Source organism: Litoribrevibacter albus, from assembly GCF_030159995.1.
Classification (GTDB): Bacteria; Pseudomonadota; Gammaproteobacteria; order Pseudomonadales; family Litoribrevibacteraceae; genus Litoribrevibacter; species Litoribrevibacter albus.
The window spans coordinates 612,335-631,636 of the sequence record NZ_BSNM01000016.1; the positions used below are offsets into that span (position 1 = coordinate 612,335).

Consider the following 19,302-nt stretch of genomic DNA (forward strand, 5'->3'; position numbering starts at 1 on the left):
TTGTCTTTTGAGGGAAAATCAGGGTTTTGATTGAGAACCGTTTCTTGATTGGGAACAGTGCTCTGACGAGGGAGCACTGTTCAGATGGGAGAATTGTACGAAATAGGGTTCTTGCTTAGAGCAGATCTCCGTTTCGATCTACGGCATTCAGTTGGTTACCATCCGGGCCTGTATCTGAGGTATCCGGAATCCAAGGGTCCAGGCAGTCACGGTCTTCTACACAAGGGTCGGTCAGTGCTTCTAAAAACGCCACCAGTTGATTGACCTCTGTGCCGTTCAAACGAGGGTTTTGAGGGAAACGGGTGTCGTTGTTGATCCGATCCTGAGCCAACTTGTTAAGAGCCAGCTGCGAGTTGGCTTCCGCGTTAGGATAGAGCGATGAGCAGTTCGCGATATCTTCAAATTGTTCCAGTTGGCACCAACCGCCGTCATCAAAGAAATCATTTACCCGTCGTTGAGGGTTGGTGTAGTGACGAACCACATCTTCCAGCGTCTGATAGGCTCCAACGTGTCCATAAGGCGCAGTCGTAGCGACATTGAGTAAGGACGGCGTTCTGAAACGATAGCGGTCAGCTGTGTTTCCGGTTTCTCGTTCCCGACCAAAGTCATCGTCGTTACCGTCGCCTTTTCCTGGGCCAAAGTGTGGGAAGGCGACCGTATGATGTTGTCCGTCGGAGAAGAGTTCGCCGTTATGGCAGGCTGCACAGCCTGCGCCGCCGTCGGTAACGCGAGTGAAGAAAAGAAGGGCCCCGGCTTTTTGATCTTCGGTTAATGCCGTAGTGTCACCATCCAGATAGTTTCGCCAAGGGTTGTTCATGAACACCATAGAACGTTCGTATTCGCCAATGGCTTCAGCAATGTTATCGAAAGTGACCAAGCTGGATGCATCTGTGGTGACACCGAAGGCGGTTTGAAATTCGGTCAGCCATTCGTTGGTGGTCAGTTCACCGGCTCCTTCGTCGTAGTCACCAATGCGAGCAGCTAAGTGAGTACGGATGGTGTCGTTATCACTGCCGTTTTCAAAGTCATCGGTTTTCATTTCTTCTGAGGACGTCACCGGGAAACGAGCCTGTGCCGCTACCAGATTATCTCCTGCATTGGTGTCAGCGACGCCAAAGTCGCTGTCGGGGGTGCGAATACCTGAAACCGCGCCGTTTGTATTGGCTTCTTTGCCCAGGCTCTCAACACGGGAATCCCAAAACAGCCCGGTATCCCAAAAGCCGATGTTATAGACGGTTGGCGCGTTTCTTGGCACTAATGGCAGGCCGTCTTGATGTGTTCTTCCCTGCCCTAATTGATCGGGAGTGACGGCTTCTACGCCAATGGGTAACGACAAATCATCCCCGCCACCAAGTACCGGGTGGTGACAGGTCACACAAGCACTGTCAAATCCACCGCCCAGGCTTTTGCTGTAAAACAGCTTCATGCCTAACTGCGCCATGGGTGACTCGATGTCCGGTAAGTCACGTGCATCCACTGAACTTCGATCGAGATTGTTGGTTTCGATTAAGGCAATCAGCGCTTCGTCATTTGCTGTTAATTCGATGGTGGCGCTGTCGTCGTCCGAGGCTGTAGAAGTTTCTTCGCTGGCAGTAGAGCTGTCTGAACTGCTTCCGCCACCACCGCCACAGGCAGTCAGCAGTGCGAATGAAGAAATCAGTAATGGCCAGGTAACGAAACTACGAATAGAAAAGGCGTGAGAAGACAAGCCCTGAGAGTTTTGGTTACCTATCGCGAGTGTCGGTTTGTTTATTATTCTGTTCATGGGATTTCCCCTAATCAAGCTAAGCGGTTTTGGCTTTCGATGTGAATAACTCTAAGAGGAGAAGGTGCATAAAAGCGGAAGGAATTAAGGAAACAACAAGGAAGATTTGTTGGTATTTTGTACAAAATAATTCTAAAAGTGCTTGCATTAGTGTTTTGAACGGTGTTCAATTGCTTTTAATTTAACAGTGTTCAATTGAGGTCAAAAAGACAATGGCAAGACGATTTGATCACAGCAGTGAAGAAATCTGCACGATGGCACTGCACTGGGTTAGACAGTATTTGGAAGAGGACACAGCTGAGAATCTGAGCTTACGCAAGATTGCAAAAGGCATAGGCTATTCACCGGGCACTCTGATTAATCTGTTTGGCAGTTACAGTTATTTGTTATTACGAGTAAATGCCGATACGTTAGATAAAATGTCGGTGGAAATGACGGCAGGCTTGGCTGAGATATCTGATCCGCAGGCACAACTAGAGTTCATGGCGTTAAGTTATTTGAACTATGCAATGGCTCATCCACAGCGTTGGCGATTGGTGTTTGAGTTAAGGTTGGCATCGGATGAAGATATTCCGGATTGGCAGCAACAACGTATTGATGCGTTATTAACACGGTTGAAAGCGATACTTTCTGAGTTGAATCCTGATGCAGCGGATTCAGCTCTGGAACAAACGGCACGGGTGATTTGGGCGGGTGTACATGGCATCAGCTTTTTAGCGGTGGAAGATAAACTTTTCTCCCCGAGTCATCTTAATAATTCTGAAATGATTTCCGCCTTAATTAGACATTATCTAACGGGCTGGATTTCGAATACTCTGGCGCAATAAGGAGCATATTATGAAGGAACATGATCAGTCTCACGAGACTCAGGAGCACGGGCAATTTGCGCTGTTAAAGACACGACGCTTTTTACCCTATTTTCTCACTCAGGCGTTGGGTGCGTTTAACGATAATGTGTATAAGTTTGCTCTTATACAAATAGTGACGTTCGGGCTATTCAGTTCTGTTGCTGATATAGACAAGAACTTTATTACTAATCTGGCAGCAGGTTTATTTATCCTTCCATTCTTTATCTTTTCTCCATTAGCCGGGCAGTTTGCGGATAAATACGAAAAGTCCCAGCTCATTCGTAAGATCAAGCTGTTTGAAATCGGCGTGATGGGCCTAGCCTGCTTCGCCATTTGGCAGGAATCCATTGCTGCTATGATCCTGCTGCTTTTCGCAATGGGGACTCAGTCGGCTTTCTTTGGACCTGTGAAGTTTTCCATTTTGCCTCAGAATTTGAATAAAGAAGAACTGGTGGGAGGTAATGCCTTGGTCGAGACCGGTACTTTTCTTGCCATATTATTAGGGACTATTGTTGCTGGTTATCTAGCTAGTGCAACTGATGTAAAAGTTACCCTTCCAATTGCGGTTGTTGTATTTGCAGTGTTGGGATACTTGGTATGTCGTAGCATTCCTAAAGCAGAAGCCCCTTCCCCTGAATTAAAAATTAACTGGAATCCTGTAACAGAGTTGTCGGGTGTTTGGAAACGTACCTTGAAAAATAGACCCGTGTATTTGTCGATTATGGCAATTAGTTGGTTCTGGTTTATTGGTTCAAGTTATTTGACCCAATTTTCTAGCTTTACGAAAGATGTATTAAACGGGAATCCCGAAGTATCAACACTCTTATTGACCTTATTTTCCATTGGCATAGCACTTGGCTCACTATTGTGTGAACGTTTATCGGGCCGGAAAATTGAGCTGGGTATTGTACCGATTGGTTCGATTGGAATGAGTGTCTTTGGTATTGACTTATTTTTCGCAGTACCGGATGTTACAGCAGAGAACATCGGCGCGGTAGCCTTTATTCAAAACCCTGAAAACTGGCGTTTGATGATTGATTTATTGCTGATTGCTATGTTTGCCGGTTTGTATATTGTTCCTCTTAATGCGTTGATTCAGCAGCGTTCTAACGAGAAAGAGCGAGCTCAGGTGATTGCTGCTAGCAATATAATTGGCGCGTTATTTATGTTTGTTAGTGCTGGTATTGCGATGTTCTTTTTATCGGTACTAGAACTGTCTATCCCGGAATACTTCTGTGTCTTAGCGATTATGAACCTGGTCGTCGCGGGTTATATTTACGCGCAAGTGCCGGAGTTTGTGTTGCGCTTCTGCATCTGGATTCTGTCTCATACTATGTACCGTGTCAGCCATAAAAATCTCGAGAATCTTCCCGATGAAGGTGCTGCTGTCATCGTAGCGAACCACGTCAGCTTTGTGGATGCACTATTGATTGCCGGTGCTTGTCGTCGTCCTCTGCGCTTTGTGATGGATAAGCCTATCTATGAAAGCAAAGGCTTAAATTGGTTCTTTAAATTAGCGAAGACGATTCCTATTACCTCTGAGCGCCGTGATCCGGCAGCGTATCAATCGGCGATGGATCAGGTCAGTCAGGCGTTGGCAGAGGGTGAAGTGGTGTGTATTTTCCCTGAAGGTCGTTTAACACGCGATGGTGAAATCGATACCTTCCGAAGAGGAATTGAATTGATTCTTGAACGCAACCCGGTGCCTGTACTTCCTGTGGCTTTACGTGGACTTTGGGGCTCATTCTTCAGTCATGGTAACGGTGCTGCACTCAAGAGTCGTCCTAAGCGTTTCTGGTCTAAGGTGGATATCTGGGCTGGTGATCTGTTGACTGCGGATCAGGTATCGGCACCACTGCTGGAAAGCAAGGTGAAGGACTTGCGTGGTGATCTTGCTTAGAGACGTTGAATCGTCGTTCGTCTGATCGATAACGATCAGGCGAACTGACCTAAGTGCATTTGAAGTGCTTGATACAGCGATTCCACTTTAAAGGGCTTGGATATAAAGCCGACCATACCCACCTCAAAGCAGGATTGCTGACTTTCAATGGTGCTGTTAGCGGTTAACGCGATGATTGGCATGGTATGCCCTAATGCTCGAATTTCCTGTGTTGCTTGCAGCCCGTCTTTTTCAGGCATTTGTAAATCCATCAGAATCAGGTCAAAGTGATCAATAGCCACCGCTTTGACCGCTTCATCTCCGTTACTGGCAAGCGTCACTTGCAGACCCAGTTTCTTCAGCATCGCGTTGGCAATTTTCTGATTCACCGGATTATCTTCAACCAATAGCACTTTTCCCTTCAGCAACATTGGTTCTTGAACCAAATCTTCTGAGATTTGATAAGTCTCACCTGCTCGTGCCGGAATGTAAGGGATGGATAATGTGAAGGTGCTGCCTTGAGCGACCTGACTTTTCACTGTTAGTTCGCCACCCAGGACTTCCGCCAGTTTCTTACTGATAGCCAGCCCAAGCCCGGACCCTCCAAAACGTCGGCTGATGGAAGAGTCTTCCTGGCCAAAGGGGTGGAAAATGGCTTCGTGTTTATCTTCCGCAATTCCAATGCCTGTATCTGTAACCGCTATGATCAGGTTGTCGTTGGTGACTTTTAACGTGACTGAGACACTGCCTTCTTGTGTAAATTTGATGGCGTTACTGATCAGATTTAACAGCACTTGTCGAAGCTTGTTTGGGTCGCCGAGGACCACAAGTGTCAGTGGTTCATTCTCATCTACTTGGTGTTCAACGTTAAAGGTAAGAGTAAGCTGTTTATTCTTTGCTTGAGCGTTATAAATAGACGTAACCGAGCGAACCAGGCTCACAACATCGAACGGAACTTGCTCTACCACATGGCGTTCTGATTCCATGCGACTGTAATCTAATACGTCGTTAATTTGGGCTAGCAGCGCTTCTGATGACTGCTCCAGAGTCTTCATTAAGTCTTTGCATTCGCTGATGTCTTCAGAGGTTCGCATGAGTTGAATACTGCCAATGATGCCATTCAGTGGCGTACGAATTTCATGACTCATATTGGCAAGGAACAAACTTTTCGCTTCACTGGCCTTTTCCGCCGTAATACGTAAACGCTTACTGCGCTGAAACTCTCGGTACAGCACCCAGGTCAGGACGAAAATCACCAGTCCCAGTGAGAGAATTAAAATACGGGTGAGGTAATAAGTGTCCAGTACCTGCTGAGATACTTCATGAAAGTTTTGATAACTGCGTTGAAAGATCTCTCTGATTCTGTGTTTGTACTCATCTGCCCAAGCAAGGTTTACCGAATGAAATTGAGCGGCATAGGCCGGTGTCATTTGATAGAGCTCATCTTCATGAGAAGAGAGGTAAGACTGAATGTTTCTCAGATAGCGGTAAGACGTTTGATCGTACCTTTTCAACTCCTGGCCGGCTACCCCGCCCACCAAAATATCGGTTCGGTTCCAGAGTAATTCCAATTTAAATATAACTTTGGCTCGGTTCTCGTCCGTTGATTGATATACGTACTCAATCAAGGCGCTGTTTAACCGTTCTATTTCCAGCTGGAATTGAGATAAATGCCAAGGCCGGTTGTCGTTCACCTGATCTGAATATTGATGTACTTCATTGGAGATACGAATAAAGATGACAGATAACCAAAGGGTTACTGTAAACAGGATAAAAAACCAAAAGTTAATGAAATTAAAGCGCTTCATTCGTAATCAAATTCTGAGTTGAAATGGATGAGACTAATGAAACGATAGCTCAGTTAATTGCCAAATTGACCAATCCTGATATTTCCGTTCGATCAAATGGGGGTGATCACTCCAAGGGAAAATGATCCAAAAGGGCCCTTTATTTCGAACTTTCATCGGCTCGCCATTAACATGTGACACTATGAAGGCGCCTGCTGCTAGAGCTTGGTTTAAGTTAATCTCAACCTCATAGTCATTCAGTGCTTTGGCATAAGCTTTGGTTGCATGAATATCAAAATGTTTCATGAGCGAGGCGATACTGATACCTGAAAATACCTGAGGTTTGTCGGTCCACGGCGTGATAGTTGTCAGTGTATCGTGTGTAAGATCTTTCAGTTGTGCCTGGGAGAGGACATGACTCTCATTCTCATAATTAACGGTAAGCTCATAACCATAACTCACCATACTGATGAGGGAAAAAACGACGATGCTACTTATAAAACGAAGTGTTTGTTGAATCACCGTAATCCCCTATTGAATAAATGATGTCAGGACGAGTTACTAACCGGCCTGCTTTGGCAGGCGATTTTAATAAGGTTTTATTAGATGAGTATATAGAAAATTGAGCGCTTGGTTGAATTTCTTATGTTATTCAGCTGAAAGGCAATCCAAAATCAGTTTGCGGAACCAACGTTGTTCACTGGGTTTGTGTTGCCGTTGATGCCATATGATTTTATAGCTGAAAGACGGTGCATCCAGCTCGCTAGGGATATCTAATGGAACCACTCCGAAGCGATTAAAGACCTCTTCGTTGTAGCCTCGCCCACCTAGCATGATGTGATCGGTATGTTGAAGTGTCAGAAAGGCACTGTTGAGGTTATGAGTTTCAAACACAATATTACGTTGACGGCCAAGGCGCTCAAGGGCTTCTCTGTCCTTATGTTGTGTGTCATTAAACTCGGAAACAACCATCTTTATGAAAGGATAAGAAAGATATTCGTCCAGAGTAATCTTGTCTTTCTTTGTTAGTGGGTGACCTTTTCTAACCAAAATGCAGGGGTTGATCCGAGCAAAAACATGCTCATAGAAGTTTGCGCGCTCGACATCAACGATGTTCACCGCCAAATCCAATTGACCTACGCTGAGTTCATCCATGCTGTCTTTGGTCCAGGGAACCACCTGAACTTTTACATTGGGTGCGGTGCGATTAAGAATGCTCATTAATTGTGGGCAAATGCGCGCAGCGAGGTTGTCCATCAGGGAGATCCGAAAGGTTCGGTCACATCGTTGGGGGTCAAATTCCGGTGGATCAAGTAATTGTTTCAGTTGCTCCAGGGTATCGTAGAGTGATTCTCTGAGACTTAAGGCCCGTTCGGTGGCTTGGATGCCATGGGGGGTGCGAAAGAACAGCTCTTCACCAAACATGTCTTTGAGTCGTGCCATCATCTTACTCATGGCGGACTGAGTAACATACATACGCTCAGCTGCACGAGAGACATTTTCCTCTTCTAGCAACACTTGGAATGCCACTAACAGTTTGATGTCGTATCGAGCCAGTTCTTCCAGTTTCATGATGATAGTTACGTGTATGATGATAGTTACGTGTATGAAGAGAGATTCATTAATTTAGAATAAGTTGGCGCAGTTTGACAGACCTGTGATGCGAATCAGCTTCGTTGTTCTGATCCATCAAAGGCTGCGCCTGATCTTGCTAGTCGTTGAGGATAATGAACTCAAACCCTTATGGCCGTGTTTCTAAACAACGTAATTCTATATCACACTCTACTGGTGACGGAGCCGCTTTCCAACGGGTTACGAAAGCGTTGGCCATTTGAGGGTCTTTAATCAACAAATTCCTGATATATTTTATTGTCGATTTATTATCTACAAAGATTATATCTTCATCGATGTCGGTATAGGCTAATAAAGTAATTGTGTCTTCATTAGGGAAGGCTTCAGATAGTTTGTTGGGTAGATGGATCGTCAGTGTGTCAGCTTTGTCATCGTGCGTTTCGATTTCCCATGTAGCTAAGATAGGGTCATAGCCTTCAGGTGTTAAGGTTACGGTGTTTTCGGAAAACTCCATCCGGGTAAAAATCTGAATTGGTACGTTGATGTTTCGTTTACTTTGAATATCCCGTAAGTGATACCAGGTGTGACCGCTAAATAGTTCTGCGGTTAAGTCCATTCCGTAAGTATCGTTTGGAATCTCTACTGGGAGGTAAGCGTAAGGCTGATCTCGTTCATCAAATGCCAAGATTAAGTTGTCAGATTGATAAAACACCTCATGGTAATACTCATCGCCAAATAGTAGTCGATTATCGTTAAACTCATAAGGTGATGGCGCACGCAGAATACCGCTGACTTTACCGTCTTCAAAGATGATCTCTTCGTTTATCTCAGAGTCTTCCGATACCCGGTTAAGCGCATCCAGTCTCCAGTCTCTCCGGGCAAACAAGGCTTCAATGGAGTTATCTACCGAGCTTACGGTTGCCCCGGTTTCCGATAAGTTAAAGCGAATTGTATCGAGATCCGTGTTCAGGTTCTGCTGATTGGTAAGCTCTGTTTTAAAACTATTCACCAGGTTGTTAAAGCTTGCTGTATCCAACTCATCCAACTGAGATACGATACTGCGAGCAAATAAATGTGCCTGACGTGCTTCATCGGCAAGCGCCGCATCTGTCTTTAAATCAACGTAGTTGGCTGACACAACTGCTTCTCGTACACCCAATAACGCGGCTAAGTCTGCCATGGTCATGTTCAGTTGTTTTGCCAGTGTGGTAAAGGGTGTTACTACATCAGAACCTGCTTCGGCGATGAGTTCATAAGAGCTGCTGATCATGCCAATCTGGTCGGCATCATTCGTTTCACCAGCAATAATACGGGCAATAATCGGGTAGTCGGCATCCTCGTCCGAAATGGTGATCTTACCCTCGGCATCGGTTGCGTCAGCTAGTGTTTCGCCTGTATCACAGGTGGAGTTACGGTTGCGATCGATACAGATTTGGGCGTTTTCCAGGTAGCCGTCAATTACGGTTACTTCGCTGCCTGAGGGGGCTGGTGGCGTTGGAGTACCGCCATCGTTGCTTGAGCCGCCACCTCCGCCGCCACCACATCCGGCCAGAGCCAGAGCTGACGTTAAAGCGAGGGTTTTAAAAGGGGCGGTGATAGGGAATAAATAGGCTTTCACTGGACGTAATCCTTGTCATAAATGGAATTAGTTTATTCCTGAGCGTTATATGGATTGTCATCCTCATTGAACGCTGTAGTCAGGTCAATGCACAAATAAGAATAATAATTATTCAGTTGATTAACGGATGTAGGACTTATTGATCAATTGATCAAAAAGGATAGAGAGCTTAGATCGAAGAAAGTTCAAAAAGCGCCTCCGAGACAAGGAAGCAGCGTCTCGGAAGCAAAGGGTGATGTCAGAAAGGCATCGTTCAAAAAGAGCTAGATTAAAAAGGACTGGATCAAAAAGGTCGTATTAAAAGAATAATCACGAAAGGATTAGAATTTGTAGTTTACCGACATCGAAGCCGCGACAGCGCTGTTATCGTAGTCACCTGCCGGGCTGGATAATAAACCTTCGTGCTGTTCAATCTTGGCATTGCCGAGGTCGGCGTATTCAATGCCGAACGCTAACTCGGTTTGCTCATTGGCTTGATAAACTGCGCCTAAGGTATAGCGTTTGATGTCGTCCAATGGCAGATCCGCTGTTCTGTCTTCTGTTTCTACAGGGCTTTCATCATAAGAGAAACCGGCTTGTAGAGTGACGTTCTGCGTGAGCTGATAATGACCGCCGATGGCATAGCGGTTAGCATCTTGCCAGTTACGTTCAATCGGAATATCCAAGCCACCGCCTAGGTCTGCATTGATGGTGGTGGTTTCGAAATTGCTGTAGAAGGTTCGGCCAATATCCCATAACACCGCCGTCTTATCGGTCAGTTGATGGTAGCCACTGACCATCACACTCGCAGGATTTTCCCAATTCAGTCGAGTGGTTGCGCTGCTGTCCATCAGTTGTGTTCCGTTAAAGTTGGCAGTGATATCGGCATCGCCTTTTAGGTCCGTCTCGACTTCAGAGCGATACACTACGCCAACTCGATGCTGTTGGTTGAATTCCCAAAGCGCGCCTGCTGTCCAGCCGTACTCAATGCCATCGGCATCCAGTGCTAAATCCGCATCTACCGTTGGGTCGGGTAATGGTCCTGGCATGTTTTGGGTGAAGCTTGGCGAAAGTTCCTGCTCGGCCATCGTGTAGTTAATATTAATGCCTCCTCCAAGCGACAGGTGATCATTTACCCGGAAGGAGATAGTCGGTTGTGCCTGAATGGTCTGAACGCTGGCAGAGGTGACGGCGTTACTGCCGGTCCATTGGCTACCGTAGTCAATTTCACTGCCAAACGGAGCCAATACCGAAAAGCCAAGCTTTACGTCGTCACTTAAGCTGTGAACGTAAGCAAAGGATGGAATCAACAAGGTGCTGCCGGAATCGCCGCCGCTGTCCTGAGTTGGATCATCGGCTTCAAACTGGAGATCTGTGTCGGCGACAATCGCTCCAAAACCGATCTGATTACCTTCAACCAGAGACATAGTGGCGGGGTTAGCCCAGCTGGAGCCTGCTCCATTGCCTTCGGCGGCATGACCTGCACCGGCGGTGCCAAAATTCGATGAACCCGGCATGAGCTGCAAACCCACGGCGTGGGCATTTGAGATCAATAAAGGACTGCTGACAGTGAGAACGGCCAACGCAGTAAGAGGGTTTCTCGTGTGTCTTTGCTCAAGTGGATGGTTCTGATTTTTTTCAAACGTTTGATGTGTTCTCTTCTGTCGCATGATATCACCCTTGTTTTTAATATCTTTTGGGGCAATGTAGCGACTCAGAGAAAGTAAAAATAATGAATGACGAGATTAGTCGGTATTCCTGTAGGGAATGATCAATCGTGAAAGATTGCTGGTTTGGAATTTTTCTGAGGTGTTTGATGAAGAATGTTCTTTTCTATCAAGTGTTTAACCCAGTTGTTCTAGTAGAGCGAGTAGCTGTGCTTTCATTTGGTTGGGATCTTTGGATGAGGTCGTGTCCTGGTCTTTCTGACTCTGAAATGTTCTGGCGGTATCAATACGGCTCAACCACCATCGCATGGCAGAGGTCTGCTGCATGATAGGTAAGGCAGCGTGTTCTTGTTCAGACAAGGGACGCACACTTTGATAGCCGTCGAGCATGGCTTGGTAGCGATCTTTGATGATGCGGTGTGTCTGATTCAGCGTCCAATCGTTCAAAGTAATGGCCAAATCATAAACGGCGTAATCGTAACTTGCATTGAATAGGTCGATAATTGCTGTGATCTTGCTGTTATCTACCAAAACATTGTCGTGAAATAAATCTCCATGAACGGATGTCTTGGGTAACCCATTGATAGCCGCTTGGTAACGCTGGATGCAGTCTTTAATAAGTGACTTGTCTTCCTCACTCAATTCATTGAACTGTTCAACGCTGGTCTGCCAAAAGACCAAGCCTTTGGGGCAGTCGTGTTGTTGAGGATAGCTTTCTCCCGCCAGGTGAAATTTCGCTAATTGCTCACCGCATTGGAAACACAATTCAGGCGTTAGTTCATTGGGGGTACGACCGGGTAATTTTGGAAAGACGGCACCCGGTTTGTTGTGAAGCGTGATGAGCCGGGTGTTTTGTTTGGTGAGCAACGGGTCAGGAACAGGTACACCCTGTTGATACAGGTGATCGTACAATTCGAGGTAATAAGGCAATGCTTGTGGTTGGGTATATTCAAAGAGAGTGAACACCCACTCACTCTGTATCCCTTGCTTATCGGTATTAAAAAAGTAAGTGGTATTTTCGATGCCGTCTGCGACTCCTTTAAAGGAGATCAACTTTCCAAGCTCGTAGAGCTCACATATCTGATCAAAATCTTGTTGGGAAAGTTGGGTATAAACAGACATAACTCACTACTCTGTATGAATAAACAAAACGCAAAAAGGGCAAACCAGTTTTACTACAGGGTTACCACTCAAGGAGTTTCCAGGTCGGTAACAGAAGTTGAGATTCATCGGCGCGAATCATCTGACCGTTATCTGAAGGAATTAAATAATAGGTCGGTGCGTTCTTTGGTTCGACCTTGATTTCCACTAGCACGCCATTCACATAGTATTCGGAAATTTTCTTGTCATCGGATTGTTTGATGATGACTTCCGGCTCGGAAATATCCGTCCCGCTCTCAGCAAAAGAGAGTGGCGTAACGATGAATGCCAATGACATCGCAATTATTTGAATCCATCCTTTAATTCTGAGTGAAGTCTGTAGACGCATGGTCTATCCCTCGTGTGTCTGCTACTATTTTGTGCTTTTAATGATACGGTTCCTGCATCCGATGATACGGCCCTCATTGGCCGGTGTACACCGAATTCCCTCTGATACCTACGGATATTTCTTTAGTATGACTGATCAAAGCCCTGCTCCTTTAATTTTAGTTGATGGTTCATCGTATTTGTTCCGGGCTTTCCATGGATTGCCTCCTTTAACCAATAAAGAAGGGCATCCAACAGGCGCGATTAAAGGCGTGATCAGCATGTTGCGCCGGATGATGGCTGATTTTCCGGACAGCCATATGGCGGTGATTTTCGATGCCAAGGGCAAAACCTTCCGTAATGATATGTATGAGGAGTACAAAGCCAATCGCCCGCCAATGCCGGATGATCTTCGGGTTCAGATCCAGCCTATTCATGAAATGATTCGCGCCATGGGAATTCCCCTGTTGGTGGTGGAAGGTGTTGAGGCTGATGACGTAATCGGCACTTTGTGTCATCAGGCGACCGAGCAAGGCGTCGATACTATTGTTTCAACCGGTGATAAGGACATGGCTCAGCTTGTCAGTGAGCATGTCTCGTTGGTGAATACCATGACCAACACCACCATGAATCGTGAAGGCGTTATTGAAAAGTTTGGGCTGGCGCCGGAACAGATCATCGATTATCTGGCCTTAATGGGCGATAAAGTGGATAACATTCCGGGGGTTCCAGGCTGTGGTCCCAAGACCGCCGTAAAATGGTTGGCTGAATACCAAACGTTAGAAAACCTCACTGAAAATGCGGAACAAATTAAAGGCAAAATCGGTGAAAAGTTACGCGCTAATCTTGAACAACTGCCATTGTCGAAAGCGCTGGCAACGATTAAGTGTGATGTGGAATTAGAGCAAGGACCGAAGGAATTAGTGCTCGGTGAGGTTGATGATGCCGCCTTGCTTGGCTTCTTCAATACCTTTGGCTTCAAAAGCTGGGCGGAAGAGCTAACGAACAAAGGCGTTGAAATGTCTGAAGTAGCTGCGACCAGTGGCAGTGCTTCTGAGAACACCGAGTCTGTTGATGTTGTGATTCCACACGTGGCGGACACCGAATATTTGACTTTACTAGATGCCGATGCCCTTAAAACCTGGGTCAGTCTATCTTCGACCAAACCGATTTATGCGCTCTATCCTGTGGTGTCGAACGATCATTATAAGGCAGCTCGACTGATCGGGATGGCGTTATCTGTGGAGCCTGGTAAAGCGGTGTATGTGCCTTTGGCCCATGACTATGTCGGAGCGCCTGAGCAGTTAAGCCCAGAGGTGGCACTGGAGTTACTCCAACCCTTATTAACAGGTGAAGCGATCAATCAGGTGGGTCATAACACCAAGAAAGTAGCGCATTTATTAGCGAATTATGATCAAACTCTGGTGGGCCAAATTCACGATGTGATGCTGCAGTCTTACGTGTTGAACTCGGTAGAGAGTAAGCACGAGCTGACGGAGATTGCTTCATTGCATTTGAATGAAACGCTAAAGAATGATGAAGCCATTTTAGGTAAAGGCAAGAAGCGTTTAGAGGCAAGCCAACTGGAAACGGATGCGATGGCTGAGTTTGCCTGCGCTCAAGTGGATATGATCCTTCGCAGTTATCTGGTGTTGTCCGCTAAGTTAAAGCAGGAAGCTCAACTGGACTGGGTTTATCAGTGGATCGAACGCAAGCTTTCGCCAGTGTTGACCGATGTGGAAGCCAATGGCGTGCAGTTGGATCAGGCCGAGTTGCATAAGCAGAGTCAGTACTTGACCGAAACCCTGGCGACTATTGAAGAAGAGGCATACGGGTTAGCGGGCGAAGCGTTCAATATGAACTCACCTAAGCAGATCGGTGAAATCTTGTATGAGAAACTCGAACTGCCAGTGAAAAAGAAAACACCTAAAGGTGCGCCATCGACGGCGGAACCGGTACTGCAAGAGTTGGCTCAGGAATTCCCGTTACCAAAATTGATCCTTGAACATCGTAGTTTGGCGAAACTTAAATCCACCTATACCGATGCCCTTCCTGAGTTGGTGCGGCCAGAGACTGGTCGTTTGCACACCACTTATCAACAAGCGGTGGCGGCTACTGGGCGTCTGTCTTCCACCGAACCGAATCTACAGAATATTCCAATTCGTACCGAGGAAGGCCGAAAAGTACGAAAAGCCTTTGTGGCTCGACCTGGCTATAAAGTGTTGGCGGCGGATTATTCTCAGGTAGAACTGCGAATCATGGCGCACTTATCGGGTGATGAAGGCTTGGTGAATGCCTTTAAACACGACTTGGATGTGCACCGTGCCACGGCTGCGGAAGTCTTTCATGAGTCCCTGGAAGACGTAACTTCGGATCAACGTCGTAAAGCGAAAGCCATCAACTTTGGGTTGATTTATGGCATGTCGGCCTTTGGCTTGGCACAACAGTTGGACATTGCTCGTGGTGAAGCGGCGGAATACGTCAAACGCTATTTTGAAAAGTATCCCGGCGTGAAAGAGTACATGGATCAAACACGAGGTGAAGCCGAAGACAAAGGCTATGTAGAGACCTTGTTTGGTCGCCGTTTGTATTTACCGGGCATTCGCTCTTCCAATCAAATGGTAAAACAGGGGGCTTTGCGTACGGCGATTAATGCGCCGATGCAGGGAACGGCGGCCGATGTGATTAAGATGGCGATGATCGATGTTCACAACTGGCTAAGAGAAGCCAAGGTCGATGCCAAACTGGTGATGCAGGTGCACGATGAATTGGTGCTGGAAGTGGCTGAGTCGGATGTGGATTTGGTGACCGAAGGCGTTCGTTTCCGCATGGAGAATGCGGCGTCATTGGCTGTGCCGTTGCTGGTGGATGTGGGTGTCGGTGACTCCTGGGATGAAGCCCATTAGTACTTAGTGCGAAGCTACTGCGCTTGGCTATACGTTGTTAAAAGTCAGCTTAAAATACTCATTTACTCTATGTAGACTCCGTTTTTTCGCTGACTTTTGCCTAGTCTAGCCTACGCTCATGACGCTTCTTGTGATTGTTGAACTGGCGTTTTGTGCTCAATCGGATGCTTATTTAGTATTTAAACAGGCGTTTTAATTTAATGAGGGAAAAGTTTGAACTAATAGGGGGCTCGACCTTCTAACTTTATAGCTCACATTGAATCTGAGTGATTCTGAAGAACAGTCAAGCATTTAGAGTCGCAGCGAAGTAAGTGTGTAGTGTTTTCCTCGTTATTCTCTGTTTTCAGGTAGTTGCCCCGATCCTTTCGGGGCTTTTTTTGCCTGAAATATTCGGGTTATTCTGCGTCGTCGAGCAACTCTTCAATCAACTCATCGGCATCGTCTTGGGTCAGCCACTCCGTTAAACGTTGCTTTAATTGATCGAGCCCTTCTCGCTTTAACGCTGAGAAAGTTTGGACTGAGACTTCCCCTCCGAAATCTTTAAGAGCGCGCTTTACGTCCAGCATGGTGTTTTTGGCAGGGCCTTTTTTCAGCTTGTCCGACTTGGTTAGCAGGACATGCAAAGGCATTTGGCTATCTTCTGCCCATTTGATCATCATTCGGTCGAATTCTTGTAACGGATGACGAATGTCGCTCACCAATACTAACCCTTTCAGGGATTGGCGCTCTTCGAGATATTTGGCAAGGTGCTTTTGCCATTCCAGCTTTTGCTCGATTGGAACCTTTGCAAACCCGTAGCCAGGAAGGTCGACCAAACGTGTTTCTTCTTCTCCCAACGTAAAAAAGTTAATTAACTGGGTGCGTCCCGGGGTTTTACTGGTACGCGCCAATTTCTTTTGCTGGGTCAATGTATTGATCGCACTGGATTTCCCCGCATTGGATCGACCGGCGAAAGCTACCTCGGCACCCGTGTCAGGAGGACACTGCTTGAGTGTTGGTGCACTCGTAAGAAATTGAGCTGCGTTGAATTTGATGGTCGGGCGATCAGACATAGATGTTCATCCAAAGATAATTTTGGGTGCATGATACTCGCATTAAAGAGAGGTTTCAGCAGTTGTTCTTATTTCCTTTGGTTAAAATCTAAACTACTAACGTATGTATTGGCTAAGTACGGATCGGAATAACCATTTGGAAGTTGAGATAGATAGTATATAATACCCGCACTTTTTTGGCGGGGTCTTGGCTATAGCCCAGACTCGAATGAAATATAACGATGAGGAGAGCGGAAACGCATTTTTGCGTAAAAACCGTTCACACGTTAGAGACAATAAACGGGTCTTAACAATGAAAAAAATCATTCTGACTGCTCTAATTGCAATGGGTGTTGTTAGCTATGGTCACGCGGCTGGTAATGCAGACGCGGGTAAAGCAAAGGTCGCTGTATGTGGTGCATGTCACGGTGCTGACGGTAATAGCGCTGCTCCAAACTTCCCGAAATTGGCTGGTCAGGGTGAAAAATACCTGTTGAAACAGTTAACTAACATCAAGAACGGTGAGCGTACTGTTCTAGAGATGACGGGCCTTTTGAGCGGTTTCAATGATCAGGATCTTGCGGATATCGCAGCTTACTTTGCTTCTCAAAACGGCACTGTAGGTTATGCAGATAAAGAAAAAGCTGCGATGGGTGAGCAAATCTACCGTGCAGGTATTGCAGACCGTGGTATCGCTGCATGTGCAGGTTGTCACTCTCCAACGGGTAAAGGTAATGCGCCGGCAGGTTTCCCGAAATTGGGTGGTCAGCACGCACCGTACACTGTTAAGCAGTTGAAAGATTTCCGCGATTCTAAGCGTGCCAATGATCCAAATGGCATGATGCGTGAGAACGTTTACACCATGCGTGACGACGAAATCGAAGCTGTTTCACAGTACATTCAGGGTCTTCACTAAGTTTAGTACCTGAATTCGCTTGATTTGAGTCAATAAAAGCTCAGATTCCTGAACCCCTTTTTTAAGGCAGTAAGGAACCAAATTTCAAGCAACGGATCTGAGAAAGGGGAGTCTTTGACTCCCCTTTTCTTTTGTCTGGATAACCGCTACATTGATCCTTCCGAACTGCTGGCCTATAGGTTTGTTTCCAGGGCAGGATTATATCAACGAATAGGAGTACCGAATGAAAGCCTTGATCACCTCTCTGATTACCGCGACGATGTTGTTGATGTCGCAACTTGTGACTGCTGAAAACTACATTGCTGGAAAAGATTATCAGGAAGTACCTTACGCTGTACCCACTCGCGATGAGAATAAAATCGAGGTGATTGAACTATTCTGGTATGGCTGTGGCCATTGCTTCAAGTTTGAGCCAATGGTGAACGCCTGGGCCAAAACTGTGGCGGATGATGTGGACTTCTATCAGCAGCCAGGTGATTTCGGTGGTTGGGCGCCTGAATCTCAGCTTCATTACACGATGGAAGCGCTGGGTGTTCTCGACAAAGGCCGTGAGTTGGTATTTAACGAATACCATGTTGTTCGTAACAAATTAAGAAGTGATGAGAAGCGTATTGCCTTCTTCAAAATGCTGGGAGTCTCTGCGGAAGACTATACTAAAGCATGGGAATCGTTCTCTGTGAAAAGTAAGGTCAATATGGCTCAGGCTCGTACCCGTAGCTATCGTGCAACCGGTGTACCGGCAATGGTGGTGAATGGTAAATATCGCATTGATACGCGTTCAGCCGGTAGTTTTGAGCGTATGTTGAAAGTGGTTGAGTTCTTGATCGAAAAAGAGCGTGCTGCTAAATAATTTGTGATCAGATCATGGCCTCCTGTATTGGTTATGCAGGAGGTTATAAGGAAAGGGACAGTCATGCTTGAGAAGGTCAGAAAACGGGTTGGGCAGCTCAAAGAAGCCGTTGATGAAATCCGTTCTTTGTCGGTCTATAAAGACGTAGCTGGCGCTCAGGTGGACTATCCTGTTCAAAAATACTTACCTGTCATCGAGGACGATGGTCTCGAACATTTACGATTGATTTCATTCAATATTCAGGTGGGTAATTCTGTTGGTCGCTATCTTCATTATCTGACCCGAAGCTGGCAGCACCTTCTCCCCTATTCCAATCGAATTGATAACATGGATCGCATCGCCGATGTGTTGTCTCATTTCGACATCGTGGCCCTGCAGGAAGCCGATGGCGGCAGCTTGCGAAGCGGCTTTGTCAATCAAGTGAAGTATCTCGCGGATCGCGGTCAGTTCAGCTTCTGGCATCAACAGCTCAATCGTAATTTCGGTATGTTAGCGCAACACGGAAATGGCGTGCTGAGCCGGATCGTTCCTCAGTCTGTAGATAACCATGTTTTACCCTCTTTGATTCCGGGACGGGGCGCGATGTTCATTGAATATCAAACCAATACCAAAGAGCCGTTGCTAGTGGTGATGATGCATCTCTCGTTGTCACAACGAGCGCAAATGAATCAGTTAGCGTATGTTCAGGAACGAGTGCAGGAGCATGAACATGTGGTGGTGATGGGGGATCTTAACTGTCACGCCGAGCGTCTGGTGGAAGAGTCACCACTGAAAGACAGTAATCTGGTGCTGGCGACTGACGGTATCAGTACTTTCCCTAGCTGGGCGCCTCAAAAGGGGTTGGACCACATTCTGATCAGTCCTAGTCTCAGAACTCACGCCATCGATGTGTTGGATCATCCTATCTCGGATCACCTGCCGGTGGCGATTGATGTTAGTTTGCCACAGGGAGTCAAACTGCTTGATCGAGGCTCGATGGTTAACTGAGACTCCATTTTTTCTATCAGGAAAAGCTCA

At 46.4% G+C, this 19,302-nt stretch carries 15 protein-coding genes; 6 read left to right on the forward strand and 9 right to left on the reverse strand.

Going from position 1 to position 19,302, the window contains the following annotated elements:
- Positions 1 to 115 precede the first annotated feature (115 nt).
- Positions 116 to 1,765, reverse strand: a complete 1,650-nt coding sequence (locus QQL66_RS17375; protein ID WP_284383140.1) for a cytochrome-c peroxidase — start codon at positions 1,763 to 1,765, stop codon at positions 116 to 118.
- Between the two features lie 212 nt (positions 1,766 to 1,977).
- Here QQL66_RS17375 and QQL66_RS17380 point away from each other — a divergent pair, with 212 nt between their 5' ends.
- Both QQL66_RS17380 and QQL66_RS17385 read left to right on the forward strand, forming a co-directional pair.
- Positions 1,978 to 2,592 (forward strand): TetR/AcrR family transcriptional regulator, encoded by a 615-nt coding sequence (locus tag QQL66_RS17380; RefSeq protein WP_284383142.1) that lies wholly within the window; start codon positions 1,978 to 1,980, stop codon positions 2,590 to 2,592.
- A gap of 10 nt (positions 2,593 to 2,602) precedes the next feature.
- A complete protein-coding gene (locus tag QQL66_RS17385; protein WP_284383144.1) occupies positions 2,603 to 4,513 on the forward strand; it encodes an MFS transporter in 1,911 nt (636 codons plus the stop codon).
- A gap of 35 nt (positions 4,514 to 4,548) precedes the next feature.
- Here the strand turns inward: QQL66_RS17385 and QQL66_RS17390 are convergent, their stop codons facing one another.
- From QQL66_RS17390 to QQL66_RS17420, 7 genes are all read right to left on the reverse strand, one after another.
- Complete coding sequence (locus QQL66_RS17390) at positions 4,549 to 6,300, reverse strand: ATP-binding protein (RefSeq protein WP_284383145.1); 1,752 nt, start codon at positions 6,298 to 6,300, stop codon at positions 4,549 to 4,551.
- A gap of 33 nt (positions 6,301 to 6,333) precedes the next feature.
- Entirely contained in the window at positions 6,334 to 6,801 is a 468-nt protein-coding gene (locus QQL66_RS17395) for a putative pterin-binding protein (RefSeq protein WP_284383146.1), read from the reverse strand.
- 126 nt (positions 6,802 to 6,927) lie between these two features.
- A complete protein-coding gene (locus QQL66_RS17400) occupies positions 6,928 to 7,851 on the reverse strand; it encodes a LysR family transcriptional regulator (protein WP_284383148.1) in 924 nt (307 codons plus the stop codon).
- Between the two features lie 169 nt (positions 7,852 to 8,020).
- Positions 8,021 to 9,469, reverse strand: a complete 1,449-nt coding sequence (locus tag QQL66_RS17405; protein ID WP_284383149.1) for a hypothetical protein — start codon at positions 9,467 to 9,469, stop codon at positions 8,021 to 8,023.
- A gap of 320 nt (positions 9,470 to 9,789) precedes the next feature.
- The gene (locus tag QQL66_RS17410; protein WP_284383151.1) at positions 9,790 to 11,118 is read right to left on the reverse strand and encodes an OmpP1/FadL family transporter; all 1,329 of its coding nucleotides are present in this window, start codon (positions 11,116 to 11,118) and stop codon (positions 9,790 to 9,792) included.
- 174 nt (positions 11,119 to 11,292) lie between these two features.
- On the reverse strand, positions 11,293 to 12,237 hold the full coding sequence (locus QQL66_RS17415) for a homoserine kinase (RefSeq protein WP_284383152.1): 945 nt from the start codon (positions 12,235 to 12,237) through the stop codon (positions 11,293 to 11,295).
- A 61-nt stretch (positions 12,238 to 12,298) separates the two neighbouring features.
- Positions 12,299 to 12,604, reverse strand: a complete 306-nt coding sequence (locus QQL66_RS17420) for a DUF2782 domain-containing protein (protein ID WP_284383153.1) — start codon at positions 12,602 to 12,604, stop codon at positions 12,299 to 12,301.
- A gap of 127 nt (positions 12,605 to 12,731) precedes the next feature.
- Here QQL66_RS17420 and polA point away from each other — a divergent pair, with 127 nt between their 5' ends.
- On the forward strand, positions 12,732 to 15,488 hold the full coding sequence (gene polA, locus QQL66_RS17425) for a DNA polymerase I (protein ID WP_284383155.1): 2,757 nt from the start codon (positions 12,732 to 12,734) through the stop codon (positions 15,486 to 15,488).
- Positions 15,489 to 15,883: 395 nt separating this feature from the next.
- Here the strand turns inward: polA and yihA are convergent, their stop codons facing one another.
- The gene (gene yihA / locus QQL66_RS17430) at positions 15,884 to 16,540 is read right to left on the reverse strand and encodes a ribosome biogenesis GTP-binding protein YihA/YsxC (protein ID WP_284383156.1); all 657 of its coding nucleotides are present in this window, start codon (positions 16,538 to 16,540) and stop codon (positions 15,884 to 15,886) included.
- Between the two features lie 292 nt (positions 16,541 to 16,832).
- Here yihA and QQL66_RS17435 point away from each other — a divergent pair, with 292 nt between their 5' ends.
- The 3 genes from QQL66_RS17435 (at position 16,833) to QQL66_RS17445 (ending at position 19,272) form a co-directional block, all read left to right on the forward strand.
- Entirely contained in the window at positions 16,833 to 17,435 is a 603-nt protein-coding gene (locus QQL66_RS17435; protein ID WP_284383157.1) for a c-type cytochrome, read from the forward strand.
- A gap of 223 nt (positions 17,436 to 17,658) precedes the next feature.
- A complete protein-coding gene (locus QQL66_RS17440; RefSeq protein ID WP_284383158.1) occupies positions 17,659 to 18,285 on the forward strand; it encodes a thiol:disulfide interchange protein DsbA/DsbL in 627 nt (208 codons plus the stop codon).
- A gap of 63 nt (positions 18,286 to 18,348) precedes the next feature.
- On the forward strand, positions 18,349 to 19,272 hold the full coding sequence (locus tag QQL66_RS17445; RefSeq protein ID WP_284383159.1) for an endonuclease/exonuclease/phosphatase family protein: 924 nt from the start codon (positions 18,349 to 18,351) through the stop codon (positions 19,270 to 19,272).
- The last annotated feature ends 30 nt before the right edge of the window (positions 19,273 to 19,302 follow it).